The organism is Bradyrhizobium sp. USDA 4452 (assembly GCF_054063575.1).
In genome coordinates this window covers 5431873-5446188 of the sequence record NZ_JBSSGK010000001.1, presented here as the reverse complement: position 1 = coordinate 5446188, position 14316 = coordinate 5431873, and the positions used below count along the sequence as shown (strand labels likewise).

The window sequence follows — 14316 nt, the reverse complement described above, 5'->3', positions numbered from 1 at the left end:
CCCGCCGTTGTTGCATACCAACCGTGGCTGAATGGTGAACAGGGGCTAACTTTTGGCCATCAATAGCCACCGATCCCCAGGCTACGAGACTTTCAGGGGGGTGTTTGAAGCAGCGGTTGGGCGTTACCCCTGGGCGGCAAATATCCGGTAGCGGCGGGGCTGCAGCGAGACGATTTCGCCGGCCTGCAACTCGCGGTCGCGAGGGGCGTCGATCTCGATCACAGTCTTGCCCTCGCTGCCGGCGAGGGCCACCTCGGCGCGCTGGATCGGACCGAACGAGCGGACATGCCGGATGGCGCCTTCCAGGGCCCCGGTTCCCGCCGGACCGACCGCCATGTCGTGGCGGCGGACGAACAGCTTGGCCGCGCCGGACGCGGCGCCCAAGGCGGGAATGTTCAAGGGACGGCCGTCCAGCCGCACCGCGTCGCCGGCCACGTCGACCGGCAGCACGATGGATTCGCCGATGAAGCCGTGCACGAAGGCGGTCGCCGGATTGTCATAGACCTCGCCGGGCGAGCCGATCTGCTCGATCTTTCCCTTGTCCATCACCACGACGCGGTTGGCGACTTCGAGCGCCTCCTCCTGGTCGTGGGTGACGAAGATCGAGGTGACGTGGATCTCGTTGTGCAGCGAGCGCAGCCATTGCCGGAGCTCCTTGCGCACCTTGGCGTCGAGCGCGCCGAACGGCTCGTCGAGCAGCAGGATCCGCGGCTCGATCGCGAGCGCACGCGCCAGCGCGATGCGCTGCCGCTGGCCGCCGGACAATTGGCTGGGATAGCGGTTGGCGAGCCAATCGAGCTGCACCAGATCGAGCAGGTTCTTGACGCGGGCGCGGATCGTCGCCTCGTCCTTGCGGATCGCGCGCGGCTGCACGCGCAGGCCGAAGGCGACGTTCTCGAACACCGTCATGTGGCGGAACAAAGCATAGTGCTGAAACACGAATCCGACCTGGCGCTCGCTGGCGCCGCGCGAGAGCGCGTTCTCGCCGTCGATCGCGACCTCGCCGGCGTCGGGCCAGTCGAGCCCTGCGATGATCCGCAGCAGCGTCGTCTTGCCGGAGCCGGACGGGCCGAGCAGCGCCAACAGCTCGCCATCGGCGACCTTGAGATCGACATTGTCGAGCGCGGCGAAGCTGCCGAACCGCTTTACGATATTCTTGACTTCAATCGCCATCGGGCACCTCTGCCTCGTCGAGCCGCCGCTCGAGAACGGTCTTCGCCACCAGCGTGATCAGCGCCAGCATCGCCAGCAGCGATGCGATCGCGAACGACGCCACGAACTGATATTCGTTGTAGAGAATCTCGACCAGGAGCGGCATCGTGTTGGTCTCGCCGCGGATGTGGCCGGAGACGACGGACACCGCGCCGAACTCGCCCATCGCGCGCGCGTTGCAGAGCAGGACGCCGTAGAGCAGGCCCCATTTGATGTTGGGCAGCGTGACGCGGAAGAAGGTCTGCAGGCCGGAGGCGCCGAGCGAGATCGCCGCCTCCTCCTCCTGGGTGCCCTGCTCCTGCATCAGGGGGATCAGCGCGCGCGCCACGAACGGGAAAGTGACGAAGATCGTCGCCAGCGCGATACCGGGCACCGCGAACAGGATGTGGACGTTGTGCGCCTGCAGCCATGGACCGAAATAGCCCTGCGCGCCGAACAGCAGCACGAACACCAGGCCCGAGATCACCGGCGAGACCGAGAACGGCAGGTCGATCAGCGTGATCAGGAAGGTCTTGCCGGTGAATTCGAATTTCGAGATCGCCCAGGCCGCTACCACGCCGAACACCAGGTTGAGCATGACCGAGATCGCGGCGATCAAGAGCGTCAGCTTGATCGCCGCGAGCGCCTCGGGCTCGGCCAGCGCCGCGAAATAGGCGACGACGCCCTTCGATAACGCCGAGGCAAATACGACGACCAGCGGCAGCACCACGAAGACGCTGAGGAAGGCGATCGCGAGCGCGATGATGATGAGGCGGATCGGACCCGGCTCGGTGCGCGGATTGCGCCGCGCGGTGACCGGCTCGGCACGCGCGATATCGAGCCGCGGCGCAGGCGCTGCGACGCTGACATCGGTCGCGGGCGCGTAGGTCCTCAGCTGTGTGGTCGAGGTCGCCAATCCGGTCTGCATCGACATATCCTGAGACCTCAATGCACGGGGATGCGGGCTTGCGCCCAGCGCTGCAGGCGGTTGATCAGGAAGATGATCAGGAATGAGGCGACCAGCATCACGACTGCGATCGCGGTGGCATCGGCATAGCGGAATTCGGACAGCCGGATCACGATCAGGAGCGGCGCGATCTCGGACACGTTCGGCAGATTGCCGGCGATGAAGATCACGGAGCCGTATTCACCGATGGCGCGGGCGAAGGCGAGCGCAAATCCGGTGAGCAGCGCCGGGATCAGGCTCGGCAGGATGACGCGAAACACGGTGTGCCAGCGATTGGCCCCAAGGCTCGCCGCCGCCTCCTCGATCTCGGGATCGAGATCGATCAGCACCGGCTGCACCGTGCGCACCACGAAGGGAATGCCGATGAAGATCATCGCAATGAAGATGCCGATCGGCGTGAACGCGACCTTGATACCGAGCTCGGCAAGCGGCGCGCCGAGCCAGCCCTTCTGGGCGAACAGCTGCGTCAGCGCGACGCCGGCGACCGCCGTCGGGAGCGCGAACGGAATATCGACGATCGCATCGAACAGCCGCCGGCCCGGAAAGCGGTAGCGCACGAGCGCCCAGACGATGATGGTGCCCATCACCAGATTGACGCAGGCGGCCGCAAACGAAAGCCCAAACGAAATCTTCAGCGCGTTCAGGGTGCGGCGGCTGGTGACGATGCTCCAGAACTGATCGAGACTGAGCTCGAAGGTCTTGAGGAACAGCGCAGCCAGCGGAATCAGGATGATGACGGAGAGCCATGTCAGGGTCAGTCCCATGGTGAGACCGAACCCCGGCAGGGTGCTGCGCCTTGCAACCGCTGTGCTCACATATCCCCCTGTTCGACCCGGGCTAGATCACGCTCAGTTCTTGTAGATCTGATCGAAGATGCCGCCCTCGGCGAAGTGCTCCTTCTGCGCCTTGGTCCAACCACCGAAAACGTCGTCGATCGTGAAAAGTTCAACCTTGGCGAAGGATTTTTCGTACTCCTTGGCGATCTCCGGATCGCGTGGCCGGTAAGAATTGCGCGCGGCGATCTCCTGGCCTTCCTTGGTGTACCAGTATTTCAGATAAGCCTCGGCGACGGCGCGGGTACCCTTTTGATCGGCAACCTTATCGACGACGGCGACCGGCGGTTCGGCGAGGATCGACTGCGGCGGCGCCACGATCTCGAACTTGTCCGCGCCGAATTCGCGCAGCGCCAGGAAAGCTTCGTTCTCCCAGGCGAGCAGCACGTCGCCGACGCCGCGCTCGACGAAGGTCACGGTCGAGCCGCGCGCGCCGGTGTCGAGCACCGGGACGTTCTGGTAGAGGTCGGCGACGAACTTCTTCGCCTTGTCGGTCGAACCGAACTTCTTCTGCGCGTAGCCCCAGGCAGCCAGATAGTTCCAGCGCGCGCCACCCGAGGTCTTCGGGTTCGGCGTGATCACGGCAACGCCGGGCTTGATCAAATCATCCCAATCCTTGATCCCCTTGGGATTGCCCTTCCGGACCAGGAAGACGATGGTCGACGTGTAGGGCGAGGCGTTCAGCGGCAGCCGCTTCTGCCAATCAGCGGCGATCAGGCCCTTGGCTGCAATCGCGTCGATGTCGTAGGCCAGCGCCAGGGTGACGACATCGGCCTGCAAGCCGTCGATCACGCTGCGCGAGGACGCACCCGATCCGTTATGCGACTGTTTGATCTCGACGCTCTTGCCGGTTTCCTTCTGGTAGGCCGCGGCGAACGCCTTGTTGAAGTCGACATAGAGTTCGCGCGTCGGGTCGTAGGACACGTTCAGCAGCGAATAGTCGGCCGCAAAGGCCGAGCTCGCCCACAATAATCCCGCGACCAGCGGCAGCAAACGACGGATCATTTCGGTCTCCATTCAACCTGAGAATGTCAGGGAACAAACAAGACATAACTCACGGCGAAGTGGCTTTAAGTCAACGAAACCGGTTTTCTTTGTTTTCGGCGGCGCAGCGCGCTTGTGCTACGAAGCCGCTGCGCTGCGAAGGCTTTGTCGCGTCGCTCGATTGCGATGGATGATCATCGCGATCGAGCCCCTAGCGTCATGCCCTACGACATCTTCATTGTATGGATGCCGCATTCGGTCTTGGCGCGGCCGCGCCAGCGGCCGTCGCGCGCATCCTCGCCGGCTGCGGACCGGCTCGAGCAAGGCATACACCCGACCGACTGATATCCCGATGCGACAAGTGGATGCGACGGCAGTCCGCCGAGCGCGTAGATCGCCTCGATCTCCTCGCGCGAGACGTTGGCAAACGGATTGAATTTCAGCCTGACGCCGTCGTCCTCGACGACCGGAATATCGGCACGGGCACCGCCCTGGAAGCGCTTGCGGCCGTTGATCCAGCCGGCGAACGGCTTCAACGCGCGCGCCAAGGGCTCCACCTTGCGGATGCGGCAGCAGGCGTCGGGATCGCTGAACCACAGCTCGCGGTCCGGATCGAGACGCGACAGCGCCTCTTCGTCGGGCTTGATCGAGCGCACGTCGGTGAGGCCAAGCGTCTTGATCAGCGTGTCGCGATAGGCCAGCGTCTCCTCGAACAGCCAGCCGGTGTCGAGGAACACCACCGGGATCGCCGGATCGACATCCGCCATCACCTTGAGCAGCGCGGCGGACTCGGTGCCGAATGACGACACCAGCGCCAGCTTGTCGCGGCCGACCGTCTTCAATGCGGCGGCGATTATCTCGGCGGGCGATGCCTTGCGCAGCGCGCGATCGAGCGCATCGGCCGCTGGCAATGCGGCCGGCGCCACTGCGAGCTCTGGTGCAAGTGTGTTCACTGGCCGGCGCTCTCCGAGTGACGCAGCTGCATGCGGCGGTTGAGTGCGGTGACGCGGCCGTCGCCGGTCGGCTGGTAGAACACCGAATAGCGCTTCATGGTCGCGGCGAACGCATCGGCGTCGGCGTCCTTCTTCACCTCGAAGGCGTCGAAGCCGGCGCGCGTCATGAACACGAACTGGTCGCGCAGGATCTGCCCGGTGGCGCGCAGCTCGCCATCATAGCCATGGCGCTCGCGCAGCAGGCGCGTCTGGCTGTAGGCACGGCCGTCGCGGAAGGTCGGGAACACCAGCGCGACCGAGGCCAAACGATCGAGATGCGGCACCAGTTCGTCGAGGCTCCGGTTGTTCGGCCAGATCACGCCGACCTTGCCGGTGCGGCGCAGCAGCGCCTCGGGATCGGCGAGAAAGCGCTCGGCCGTCACCAGCACCGCGCCGTCGCCGGGCAGTTCGGCGCCGTCGGCGACGTGGACGAACAGGTCGGTCGTGATTCTTCCCTGCTTAACGAGTGGCATAGACCCGCTCCCTGATAGGCTCGACGCCCAGACGCTTCACCGTATCGACGAACAATTCCTCGGGACGGTCGCGCAGCGCGAGATAGGCTTCGACAATGTCTTCGATCACGTCGGCGACTTCCGCATAGGGAACGGCCGGGCCGATCAAGGTGCCCAACTGCGCGTTCTCGTCGGCGCGGCCGCCGATCGTGATCTGGTAGAACTCCTCGCCGTTCTTCTCGACGCCGAGAATGCCGATGTGGCCGACATGGTGATGGCCGCAGGCATTGATGCAGCCGGAGATGTTGATGTGCAGCCGACCGATCAGATCGGCGGTGTCGTGGTTGGCGAACCGGCGCGTCAGCTCCTGCGCGATCGGGATCGAGCGCGCATTGGCCAGCGAGCAGTAGTCCAGCCCCGGGCAGGCGATGATGTCGGTGACGAGGTTGACGTTCGGCGTCGCGAGGCCGAGGCGGTCGAGCGCCTTGAACAGGGCCGGCAGGTCGCGCTTGGCGACGTGCGGCAGCGCCAGGTTCTGCTCGTGACCGACGCGGATCTCGCCGAACGAATATTTGTCGGCGAGGTCGGCGACCGCATCCATCTGCTCGGCGGTGGCATCGCCGGGCGGACCGCCGACCGGCTTCAGCGACAGCGTCACGATCGAATAGCCCTGCACCTTGTGCGGCGACACCGAGTTCTTGCGCCAGCGCTCGAACAGCTTGTCATGCGCGGCCTGCTTCAGCTCGTCCGGCATGTGCGGCAGCTTTTCGTAAGCCGGATAGGAGAACCGCGAGCGCACCTCCTCGATGGCGGCGTGATCGAGCGTCAGCCCGACATCGCCCATCGCCTTCCACTCCTCCTCGACCTCCTTGGCGAACTTCTCGATGCCGAGCTCGTGCACCAGGATCTTGATACGTGCCTTGTAGATGTTGTCGCGGCGGCCGTACTGGTTGTAGACGCGCAGAATCGCCTCGATGTAGCTCAGGATATCGCGGCCGGGGACGAACGGCTTGATGGTTTTGGCGATGAACGGGGTGCGGCCGAGGCCGCCGCCGACCAGCACCTCGAAGCCGGTCTCGCCGTCGGCGTTCTTGTGCAGGCGAAGCCCGATGTCGTGGATCTTGATCGCGGCGCGGTCGTGCTCGGCAGCGGTGATCGCGATCTTGAACTTGCGCGGCAGGAACGAGAATTCCGGATGCAGCGTGGTGTGCTGGCGGATCAGCTCCGACCAGATCCGCGGATCCTCGATCTCGCCCGGCGCGACGCCGGCCCACTGGTCCGAGGTGACGTTGCGCATGTTGTTGCCGGAGGTCTGCATCGCGTGAATGCCGACCTCGGCGAGATCGGCCAGCGCATCCGGCAGCTCGGCGAGCTTGATCCAGTTGAACTGAATGTTCTGCCGCGTGGTGAAGTGGCCATAGCCGCGATCGTAGCGGCGCGCGACATGGGCGAGCCGGCGCAGCTGCTTCGACGACAGCGTGCCGTAGGGGATCGCGACGCGGAACATGTAGGCGTGCAGCTGCAAGTACACGCCGTTCTGCAGGCGCAGGATCTTGAATTCGTCCTCGGTGAGCTCGCCGGAGAGGCGGCGCTTCACCTGGTCGCGGAATTCCGAAACACGCTCGTTGATCAGCGTGCGGTCGAGTTCGTCATAAGCATACATGTTCGATAAGCCTTACGCCGGCGCGCCTTACGCGGGAACCTGGAGATCGATGGTGACGCCCTTGGCGCGGATGTGTTCGCGGAGGTTGCCCGGCTTGACCTTGCCGCCATCCTTGAGCTCGACCGGTGCGATATAGGGCCCGACCGCGCCGAGGTCGTCGGCGGTGGCCTCGGCCAAAAGCGCGCGGGCCTCGTCAGACGTCGTCACGATCGCGGAGTCGGAGAGTTCGGTGGACCAGCCGTGCTTGGCGGTTCGGTACACGACGGCACCATCCCAGGTCCGGTTGGCGGTCACCACCGAGGGGCCGGTGATCCTGATTTTCTTCTGTTCGAGCGGAGAGGTCATTCGGCAGCTTTCAGCAGTTCGGAGAACATCTGGTTGGAGAACAATTGGGTGACGTTGGATCGGCTCCACGGCGCGGAATGCGCGACCACGTCGCCGATGATGAGAACGGCGGGACCGCCATCGACCTGTTTGACCAGCTCGGGCAGCCGCGCCAGCGTGCCGACCGCCGCCTTGGCGTCCGGCCGCGTCACGCGCGCGAACACGCCGACCGGCGTCTCCGGCGAGCGGCCCGCGGCCAGCATGCCTTCACGGATCGCGGGCGCCGCCGTCATGCCCATGTAAACGACGACGGTCATCTTCTTGTCTGTCAGCACCGACCAGTCGACGACTTCGGCATCGCGCGCCTTGTGCGCGGTGAGGAAGGTGATGCGCAGGGCCTCGTGCCGGAAGGTCAGCGGCACCTCGAATTGCGCGGCCGCGCCGAGGCCGGCGGAGACGCCGGGAATGATGGAGTAGGCGACGCCGGCGTCGCGCAGCGCCTCGATTTCCTCGCCGCCGCGGCCAAAGATGAAGGGATCGCCGCCCTTCAGCCGCACCGCACGCTGACCCGACTGCGCGGCCTCGATCATCAGGCGGTTGATCGCGTCCTGGCCGATGCCGGGCTTGCCGACACGGCGGCCGACCGGAATCCGCGTCGCATCGCGCCGGATGCGGTCGAGAATTTCAGGTGACACCAATTCGTCATGGAACACGACGTCGGCGTCCTGCAGCGCGCGAAGCGCCTTCACGGTGAGCAGATCCGGGTCGCCGGGACCGGCGCCGACCAAGGTCACATGACCAACGGCCTTGCCTTCACGATCAGCGCCAGCGAATGCGGCGGGATCGCCGATCGCATTCAGGGCCTGCTCGGCCTCGTCCCTGCGGCCGGCCAGCACCAGCGCACCGACGGGGCCGTCGACGATGCGCTCCCAGAAGCGGCGGCGCAGCGGAAACTCTTCGATCCGCGCATGCATCGATTTGCGGAAGCGGCCGATGAAGCCGGCGAGATCGCCGATCCGCGCCGGCAGCACCGCCTCGATCTTCTCGCGGATGCGCCGCGCCACCACCGGCGACGTGCCGCCGGTGCCGACCGCGACCACGACATCGCCGCGATCGACGATCGCGGGCATGATGAAGGTGGAATGTACGAGGTCGTCCATCACGTTGACCGGCAGGCCGATCGCCTTGGCGCGCACCGACATCGCGATACCGATGTCGCCTGCGCCGGCGCAGAGCACGGCGATGACATCAGAGAGATCGGCTGTGAGCGGATCGCCCTCGGCGTGCTCGATGCGCGCGGCGTCCTCCGCCGCGATGCCCGCGAGTTCATGATTGCCGTCGGTGGCGTACCAGCGAACCGCGGCACCGGCAGCTGCGAGCAGCCGCAGCTTGGCGCGCACGAGCTCGCCCGCTCCAACGAGCAGCACCTTGCCGCTTTGCAGATCCAGAAACACCGGCAGATATCGCATCAGACACTCGCTTCCCCAATTTGGGGGTTGACTGAAATTATTTTCTATTTATCTCTCGATCAAGCCCGACAAAGAGAAAATTATTTCTTCTCTATTGCGGCGCAACTTTAGAATTTTCAACTCCACAGGCCAAGGCCAAGAGATGCATCTTCTCGACAACGAATCCGTCGCTGCCGGAACGCGGTCCGCAGCCCTTAGCAGTGCATCTTCCGTGCCGGGGATTCCCGCCCATCAGGCGCCCCCGTCCATGGATCATCTCGATGAGCTGGAGGCCCAGAGCATCTACATTCTGCGCGAGGCGTTCGCCCGGCTGAAGAAGCTCGCGCTGCTGTGGTCGCTCGGCAAAGACTCCAATGTCATGATCTGGCTGGCGCGCAAGGCGTTCTTCGGCCGCGTCCCGTTCCCGGCCATGCATGTCGACACCGGCAAGAAGTTTCCGGAAATGTATGAGTTCCGCGATCGCTTCGGCAAGGAATGGGATCTCGACCTGCGCGTCGAGCCCTGCCCGCCGATCGACAGCGTCGACCCGACCCTGCCGCCGGCGGCGCGCTCCGCGGCGCGCAAGACCGAGGGGCTGAAGCTCGCACTCAACAAGTATGGCTTTGACGGATTGATCGCCGGCATCCGCCGCGACGAGGAGGCGACGCGTGCCAAGGAGCGCGTGTTCTCACCGCGCGGCCTCGAAGGCGAATGGGACGTGCGCGACCAGCCGCCGGAATTCTGGGATCACTTCAACGCCTCGCCGCCGCAAGGCGCGCATCTGCGTATCCATCCGATCCTGCATTGGACCGAGGCCGACATCTGGGCCTACACCAAGCGCGAAGGCATTCCGATCATTCCGCTCTATCTCGCCAAGGACGGCAAGCGCTATCGCTCGCTGGGGGATCAGGACATCACCAATCCGGTGGCGTCGACCGCATCGAGCATCGACGAAATCCTGGCTGAACTCGAGAACACCAGGATTCCGGAGCGCGCCGGCCGCGCGCTCGACCACGAAACCGAGGATGCGTTCGAGCGGCTGCGTGTCGCCGGCTATCTCTGATCCCAGTCTGGCGTGAGTGCTCTGATGAATATGATTCTCCCCACCGCCTCGATCTCGGCAACTCCCAACGGCACCACGCGTCCCCAGGTGCGCATCGTCATCGTCGGCCATGTCGACCACGGCAAGTCCACCTTGGTGGGCCGCCTGCTGCATGAGACCGGCAGTCTGCCGGACGGCAAGCTGGAAATGCTGAAAGCGGTCAGCGCGCGGCGCGGCATGCCGTTCGAATGGTCGTTCCTGCTCGACGCGCTGCAGACCGAGCGCGACCAGGGCATCACCATCGACACCACGCAGATCCGTTTCCGCACCCGCTCGCGCGACGTCGTGCTGATCGACGCGCCCGGCCACGCGGAGTTTTTGCGCAACATGATCACAGGCGCTTCGCAGGCCGACGGCGCGGTGCTGATCATCGACGCGCTCGAAGGCGTCCGCTCGCAGACGCGCCGGCACGGCTACCTCCTGCATCTGCTCGGCGTGAAGCAGGTCGCGGTCGTCGTCAACAAGATGGACCGGGTCGATTTCAGCGCCGACCGTTTCAAGGAGATCAGCGCCGAGATTTCGTCGCATCTGATCGGTCTCGGCGTGACGCCGACCGCCGTGGTCCCGATTTCCGCGCGTGACGGTGACGGCGTTGCCGAACACACGCCGCGGATCGGATGGTACAAGGGACCGACCGTGGTCGAGGCGCTCGACGCGCTCGAGCCGGCAAGGCCGCTGGCGGAACTGCCGCTGCGTCTGCCGGTGCAGGCGATCTACAAGTTCGACGACCGCCGCATCGTGGCGGGCCGCGTCGAGTCCGGCAGCTTGAAGGCCGGCGACGAGATCGTCATCATGCCCACGGGCAAGATCGCCAGGATCAAGACGGTCGAGAGCTGGCCGGTGACACCGGTCGACGGCCCCCAGGGCGCCGGGCGCTCGATCGGCATCACGCTCGACCGCGAGCTGTTCCTCGAGCGCGGCGACATCATCGGACATAGCGGGCAAAGCCCGCGCGACACCCGCCGCATCCGCGCGCGGATCTTCTGGCTGCACGACAAGCCGCTGACCAGGGGCGAGCAGATCCTGATCCGGCTCGGCACCAAGGAAACCCGCGCCACCGTGGTCGCGATCGAAAAGGCGATCGATCCCGGCGCACTGTCCAACGAAGAGAACACCGCGATCGCGCGCAACCATGTCGGCGAGATCGACATCTCGCTGGCACAGCCGGTTGCGACCGATCCCTATACCGATAATCCACGCACTGGGCGCCTCGTGATCGAGGTCAACGGCCGCATCGCCGGCGGCGGCCTCGTGCTGTCGGTCGACGCCGGCCGGCCTGCGGTGCCGATCGACATCGTGCCGGTGGAATCCGCGCTGCGGCCGGACGAGCGCTCGGCGCGCTATCATCACAATGGCGCGGTGGTCTGGCTGACCGGCCTGCCCGGCTCGGGCAAGTCGACCCTGGCGCGGGCGCTGGAGCGGCGGCTGTTCAGCAATGGCGGCTCGCCCATTCTGCTCGACGGCGATACGCTGCGCGCGGGCCTCAACAATGATCTCGGGTTCTCGCCGCAGGATCGCAGCGAAAACATCCGCCGCCTCGCCGAGGTCGCGACCCATCTGGCGCGCAACGGCCATATCGCGATCGTCGCCGCGGTCTCGCCCTCGACCGCCGACCGCGCGGCGGCGCGCCGCATCGCCGACAGCGCGTTCCGCGAAATCTATGTCGCGACGCCTGCCGAGATCTGCGAGACCCGCGATCCCAAGGGTCATTACGCCAAGGCGCGCTCCGGCGGATTGCCGTCCTTCACCGGCATCACCAACGACTACCAGCCGCCGACCGGCAATGAACTGACCATCGACACCTCGAACCGCTCGGTCAGCGACGCCACCGACGAGATCGAGCGGATGCTGGCAGAGACCGGCATCCTGTTCGACGAAGTGTCCGACCTCGCGGCGAATATCTAACCTTGTTCAACTGTCGTCGTCCGGCTCGACCGGACGACCGAGTATTCCATAGACGCCGGTGCTCAAGCGGAAAGGCCGCGGCGCACTGGATGCCCCGCTTGAAGCGGGCATGACGGCGGTGTCAAAGGAATCGGTTCGGTTGCCTATTCCGCCGCGCGGCGGCTCCCGCCCGCGTTCCGCACCATCCCCGGCGATTGCCCGGTGATACGCTTGAACGCGCGGCTGAAGGCCGCCTGCGATGCATAGCCGAGCCGCTGCGCGATCACATCGATCGGCTGGCGCTCATGCTCGATCCATTGCGTCGCTAGGCGCATGCGCAGTTCGGCAAGGTAGCGCAGTGGCGATTGCCCGGTCATCGACTGGAAGCGTTCGGCGAACAGCGAGCGCGAGCAGCCCGCCTCCGCCGCCAGTTCAGCGACAGTCCAGTTGCGGCCGGGCGCGCGGTGCAGCGCGCCGATCGCGCGGCCGAGCCGTGGATCGCGCAAGGCCTCGAACCAGCCCATCGCGGTGTCGCCGCCGCATTCGACCCAGCCACGCACGATCGACGCGGCAAGAACGTCGGCGAGACGCGCCATCACGCCGACCGAGCCGGCCCGCGGCGTGCAGGTCTCGCGTTCCATCGCCTTCAGCATCGGTTCGATTTCCGGCTGGCGCACAAGCAACGTGTCGGCCCGCATCACCTCCGGCATCAGCGCGATCAGCGGGCGCATGCCGCCGAGATCGAAATTCATGCAGGCGCTGAAGACCAGGACCTGATCGTCCTGCGGGCATCCTTCCGGGCAGGCCGACGTCACATCGACATTGCCGCACAGCGTCTTGGTCTCGAAACTCTCGACGTCGCAACTCGGCTCATCCGGCCCCGAGACAAGATCATGCGCGCCGCCGCGTGGCAGGAAGATCGCATCACCGCAACCGAGCGGAAGCAACGTCGCGTCGGCGTAGCGCAGCAGTGCCGTGCCATGGGCAACGAAGTGGAATTGCGCCCGCCCGTACGGGGTTTCGAAGCGAAACCCGAACGGCGCTCGCGTCTCGACCCGACGATAGTGAACGCCCTCAAGCCGCATACCGAGCAGCAATTCGCTGACCAGGTCGATGGCGGCGTCAGTCGTATCGGCGGCGGACGATCTGGACGAACGATCAAACATTCGGGTGTTTATGGCATAGCTTGTCCAAAACCTCCAGCCTATGTCTGCGGCGGTGCAACATAGGATGGAAGTTTCGGTCAATGGATCAAGAAGTGGACCCCGCCCTGGCGCAGGCCGATGCCGTTGCGCTGATGCCGGGCGACGTCGCGCTCGGGGTTGCTGACAAGCCCGCCTGGGGCGCCGTCGTTGCCATGATGCTTGGAGTCACGGCACTGCTGACGGCGGAGTTCCTGCCGTCCGGCGTGCTGACGCCGATGGCGAGGGACCTCGGTGTCAGTCCGGGCCTTGCCGGCCAGGCGGTGACCGCGACCTCGCTCGCCGGTCTGGTCGGCGCGCTGTTCACGCCGAGACTGACGCGCAGCTTCAATCGCAAGCCGGTGCTGCTGAGCTTCTCGATTCTCCTCGTCATCTCCAACCTGCTGGTGGCGCTGGCGCCGAACATCACGTTCCTGCTGGCCGCGCGCATCGTACTCGGCCTCGCCATCGGCGGCTTCTGGGCGATGGCGGCGGCGACAACAATCCGGCTGGTGCCGCCATCGCTGGTTGCACGGGCGTTGTCGATCGTGATGAGCGGCATTCCCGCTGCGATGATCATCGCCGTTCCGCTCGGCAGCTATCTCGGCGAGGTCGCGAGCTGGCGCATCGTGTTCCTGCTCGCGACGGCATTGGGCGCAGCAGTGTTCGTCGTGCAGGCGCTTGCGTTGCCGCGTCTGGCGCCGAAGGGAGAAGCCGGGCTCGACACCCTGGTCGACATCCTGACACGGCCGGGGATCGGTGCCGGCATCCTGGCGGCAACCTTGGTGTTCACTGGACACTTCGGTTACTTCGGCTATATCCGGCCCTTCCTTGAAAGCGTGACCGGACTTGGCGCGGCCGGCGTCGCGGCAACGTTGCTGGCTTTCGGCGTCGCCAACTATGTCGGCTCCTTCGCCAGCGGGCTGATGGCCGAGCGCAATCTCAAGCTCACGCTGATCGCGATGCCGCTGGCGATCAGCGCGCTCGGCCTGCTGCTCTCGGTCTACGGCAAGGACGTCATTCCGGCGCTCGCGCTGGTCGCGCTGTGGGGCTTCGCCTTCAGCGGCGTGCCGGTCGCGACCACGACCTGGATCACCCGCATGGTGCCCGATGAAACCGAAAGCGGCACTGGACTGACCGTGGCCTCGATCTTTCTCGGCATCACCATGGGCGCAGCGGGCGGCGGCCTTGTGCTTGATGTGATGGGCGCGGCCGCCGTGTTCGTGGCGGGTGCCATTCCCTTGGTGCTCGCCGCATTGCTGATCGCCAGCAAGGTGCGGACCAGGGCGCCCTGA

At 65.6% G+C, this 14316-nt stretch carries 13 protein-coding genes; 3 read left to right on the top strand and 10 right to left on the bottom strand.

Annotated features, from left to right (window positions below):
• Nucleotides 1-123: 123 nt before the first annotated feature.
• The 9 genes from ACVISU_RS26015 to cysG form a co-directional block, all read right to left on the bottom strand.
• Nucleotides 124-1173 (bottom strand): sulfate/molybdate ABC transporter ATP-binding protein, encoded by a 1050-nt coding sequence (locus tag ACVISU_RS26015; RefSeq protein WP_050405383.1) that lies wholly within the window; start codon nucleotides 1171-1173, stop codon nucleotides 124-126.
• The gene (cysW, locus tag ACVISU_RS26010) at nucleotides 1163-2125 is read right to left on the bottom strand and encodes a sulfate ABC transporter permease subunit CysW (protein ID WP_456708775.1); all 963 of its coding nucleotides are present in this window, start codon (nucleotides 2123-2125) and stop codon (nucleotides 1163-1165) included. Before cysW ends, ACVISU_RS26015 begins: the two co-directional genes overlap by 11 nt.
• Before the next feature lie 11 nt (nucleotides 2126-2136).
• Nucleotides 2137-2943, bottom strand: coding sequence for a sulfate ABC transporter permease subunit CysT (cysT, locus tag ACVISU_RS26005; RefSeq protein ID WP_456710896.1), 807 nt, complete (start codon nucleotides 2941-2943; stop codon nucleotides 2137-2139).
• Between the two features lie 63 nt (nucleotides 2944-3006).
• On the bottom strand, nucleotides 3007-3996 hold the full coding sequence (locus ACVISU_RS26000) for a sulfate ABC transporter substrate-binding protein (protein ID WP_050405418.1): 990 nt from the start codon (nucleotides 3994-3996) through the stop codon (nucleotides 3007-3009).
• Nucleotides 3997-4199: 203 nt separating this feature from the next.
• Nucleotides 4200-4928, bottom strand: a complete 729-nt coding sequence (locus tag ACVISU_RS25995; RefSeq protein WP_456708774.1) for a phosphoadenylyl-sulfate reductase — start codon at nucleotides 4926-4928, stop codon at nucleotides 4200-4202.
• Entirely contained in the window at nucleotides 4925-5440 is a 516-nt protein-coding gene (locus ACVISU_RS25990; protein ID WP_456708773.1) for a DUF934 domain-containing protein, read from the bottom strand. Before ACVISU_RS25990 ends, ACVISU_RS25995 begins: the two co-directional genes overlap by 4 nt.
• Nucleotides 5427-7082, bottom strand: a complete 1656-nt coding sequence (locus ACVISU_RS25985; protein ID WP_050405388.1) for a nitrite/sulfite reductase — start codon at nucleotides 7080-7082, stop codon at nucleotides 5427-5429. The genes ACVISU_RS25990 and ACVISU_RS25985 overlap by 14 nt, the downstream gene beginning before the upstream one ends.
• A gap of 27 nt (nucleotides 7083-7109) precedes the next feature.
• A complete protein-coding gene (locus tag ACVISU_RS25980) occupies nucleotides 7110-7427 on the bottom strand; it encodes a DUF2849 domain-containing protein (RefSeq protein WP_050405389.1) in 318 nt (105 codons plus the stop codon).
• Nucleotides 7424-8875, bottom strand: a complete 1452-nt coding sequence (gene cysG, locus ACVISU_RS25975) for a siroheme synthase CysG (RefSeq protein ID WP_456708772.1) — start codon at nucleotides 8873-8875, stop codon at nucleotides 7424-7426. The genes ACVISU_RS25980 and cysG overlap by 4 nt, the downstream gene beginning before the upstream one ends.
• A gap of 247 nt (nucleotides 8876-9122) precedes the next feature.
• Here cysG and cysD point away from each other — a divergent pair, with 247 nt between their 5' ends.
• Together cysD and cysC are read left to right on the top strand one after the other, a co-directional pair.
• Complete coding sequence (gene cysD / locus ACVISU_RS25970; protein ID WP_050405391.1) at nucleotides 9123-9917, top strand: sulfate adenylyltransferase subunit CysD; 795 nt, start codon at nucleotides 9123-9125, stop codon at nucleotides 9915-9917.
• Between the two features lie 24 nt (nucleotides 9918-9941).
• Nucleotides 9942-11861: an adenylyl-sulfate kinase gene (gene cysC, locus ACVISU_RS25965; RefSeq protein ID WP_456708771.1), complete on the top strand. Its 1920-nt coding sequence runs from the start codon at nucleotides 9942-9944 to the stop codon at nucleotides 11859-11861.
• 143 nt (nucleotides 11862-12004) lie between these two features.
• Here the strand turns inward: cysC and ACVISU_RS25960 are convergent, their stop codons facing one another.
• On the bottom strand, nucleotides 12005-13006 hold the full coding sequence (locus tag ACVISU_RS25960; protein WP_456708770.1) for an AraC family transcriptional regulator: 1002 nt from the start codon (nucleotides 13004-13006) through the stop codon (nucleotides 12005-12007).
• Nucleotides 13007-13086: 80 nt separating this feature from the next.
• On the opposite strand from ACVISU_RS25960, the gene ACVISU_RS25955 reads away from it, so the two are divergent.
• A complete protein-coding gene (locus tag ACVISU_RS25955) occupies nucleotides 13087-14316 on the top strand; it encodes an MFS transporter (RefSeq protein ID WP_456708769.1) in 1230 nt (409 codons plus the stop codon).

What these genes read in the sequence shown, in the direction of transcription:
- ACVISU_RS26015 (WP_050405383.1), bottom strand. Translation starts at nt 1,173, where the DNA reads ATGGCGATTGAAGTCAAGAATATCGTAAAGCGGTTCGGCAGCTTCGCC.
- cysW (WP_456708775.1), bottom strand. Translation starts at nt 2,125, where the DNA reads ATGTCGATGCAGACCGGATTGGCGACCTCGACCACACAGCTGAGGACC.
- ACVISU_RS26000 (WP_050405418.1), bottom strand. Translation starts at nt 3,996, where the DNA reads ATGATCCGTCGTTTGCTGCCGCTGGTCGCGGGATTATTGTGGGCGAGC.
- ACVISU_RS25990 (WP_456708773.1), bottom strand. Translation starts at nt 5,440, where the DNA reads ATGCCACTCGTTAAGCAGGGAAGAATCACGACCGACCTGTTCGTCCAC.
- ACVISU_RS25985 (WP_050405388.1), bottom strand. Translation starts at nt 7,082, where the DNA reads ATGTATGCTTATGACGAACTCGACCGCACGCTGATCAACGAGCGTGTT.
- ACVISU_RS25980 (WP_050405389.1), bottom strand. Translation starts at nt 7,427, where the DNA reads ATGACCTCTCCGCTCGAACAGAAGAAAATCAGGATCACCGGCCCCTCG.
- cysG (WP_456708772.1), bottom strand. Translation starts at nt 8,875, where the DNA reads ATGCGATATCTGCCGGTGTTTCTGGATCTGCAAAGCGGCAAGGTGCTG.
- cysD (WP_050405391.1), top strand. Translation starts at nt 9,123, where the DNA reads ATGGATCATCTCGATGAGCTGGAGGCCCAGAGCATCTACATTCTGCGC.
- cysC (WP_456708771.1), top strand. Translation starts at nt 9,942, where the DNA reads ATGAATATGATTCTCCCCACCGCCTCGATCTCGGCAACTCCCAACGGC.
- ACVISU_RS25960 (WP_456708770.1), bottom strand. Translation starts at nt 13,006, where the DNA reads ATGTTTGATCGTTCGTCCAGATCGTCCGCCGCCGATACGACTGACGCC.
- ACVISU_RS25955 (WP_456708769.1), top strand. Translation starts at nt 13,087, where the DNA reads ATGGATCAAGAAGTGGACCCCGCCCTGGCGCAGGCCGATGCCGTTGCG.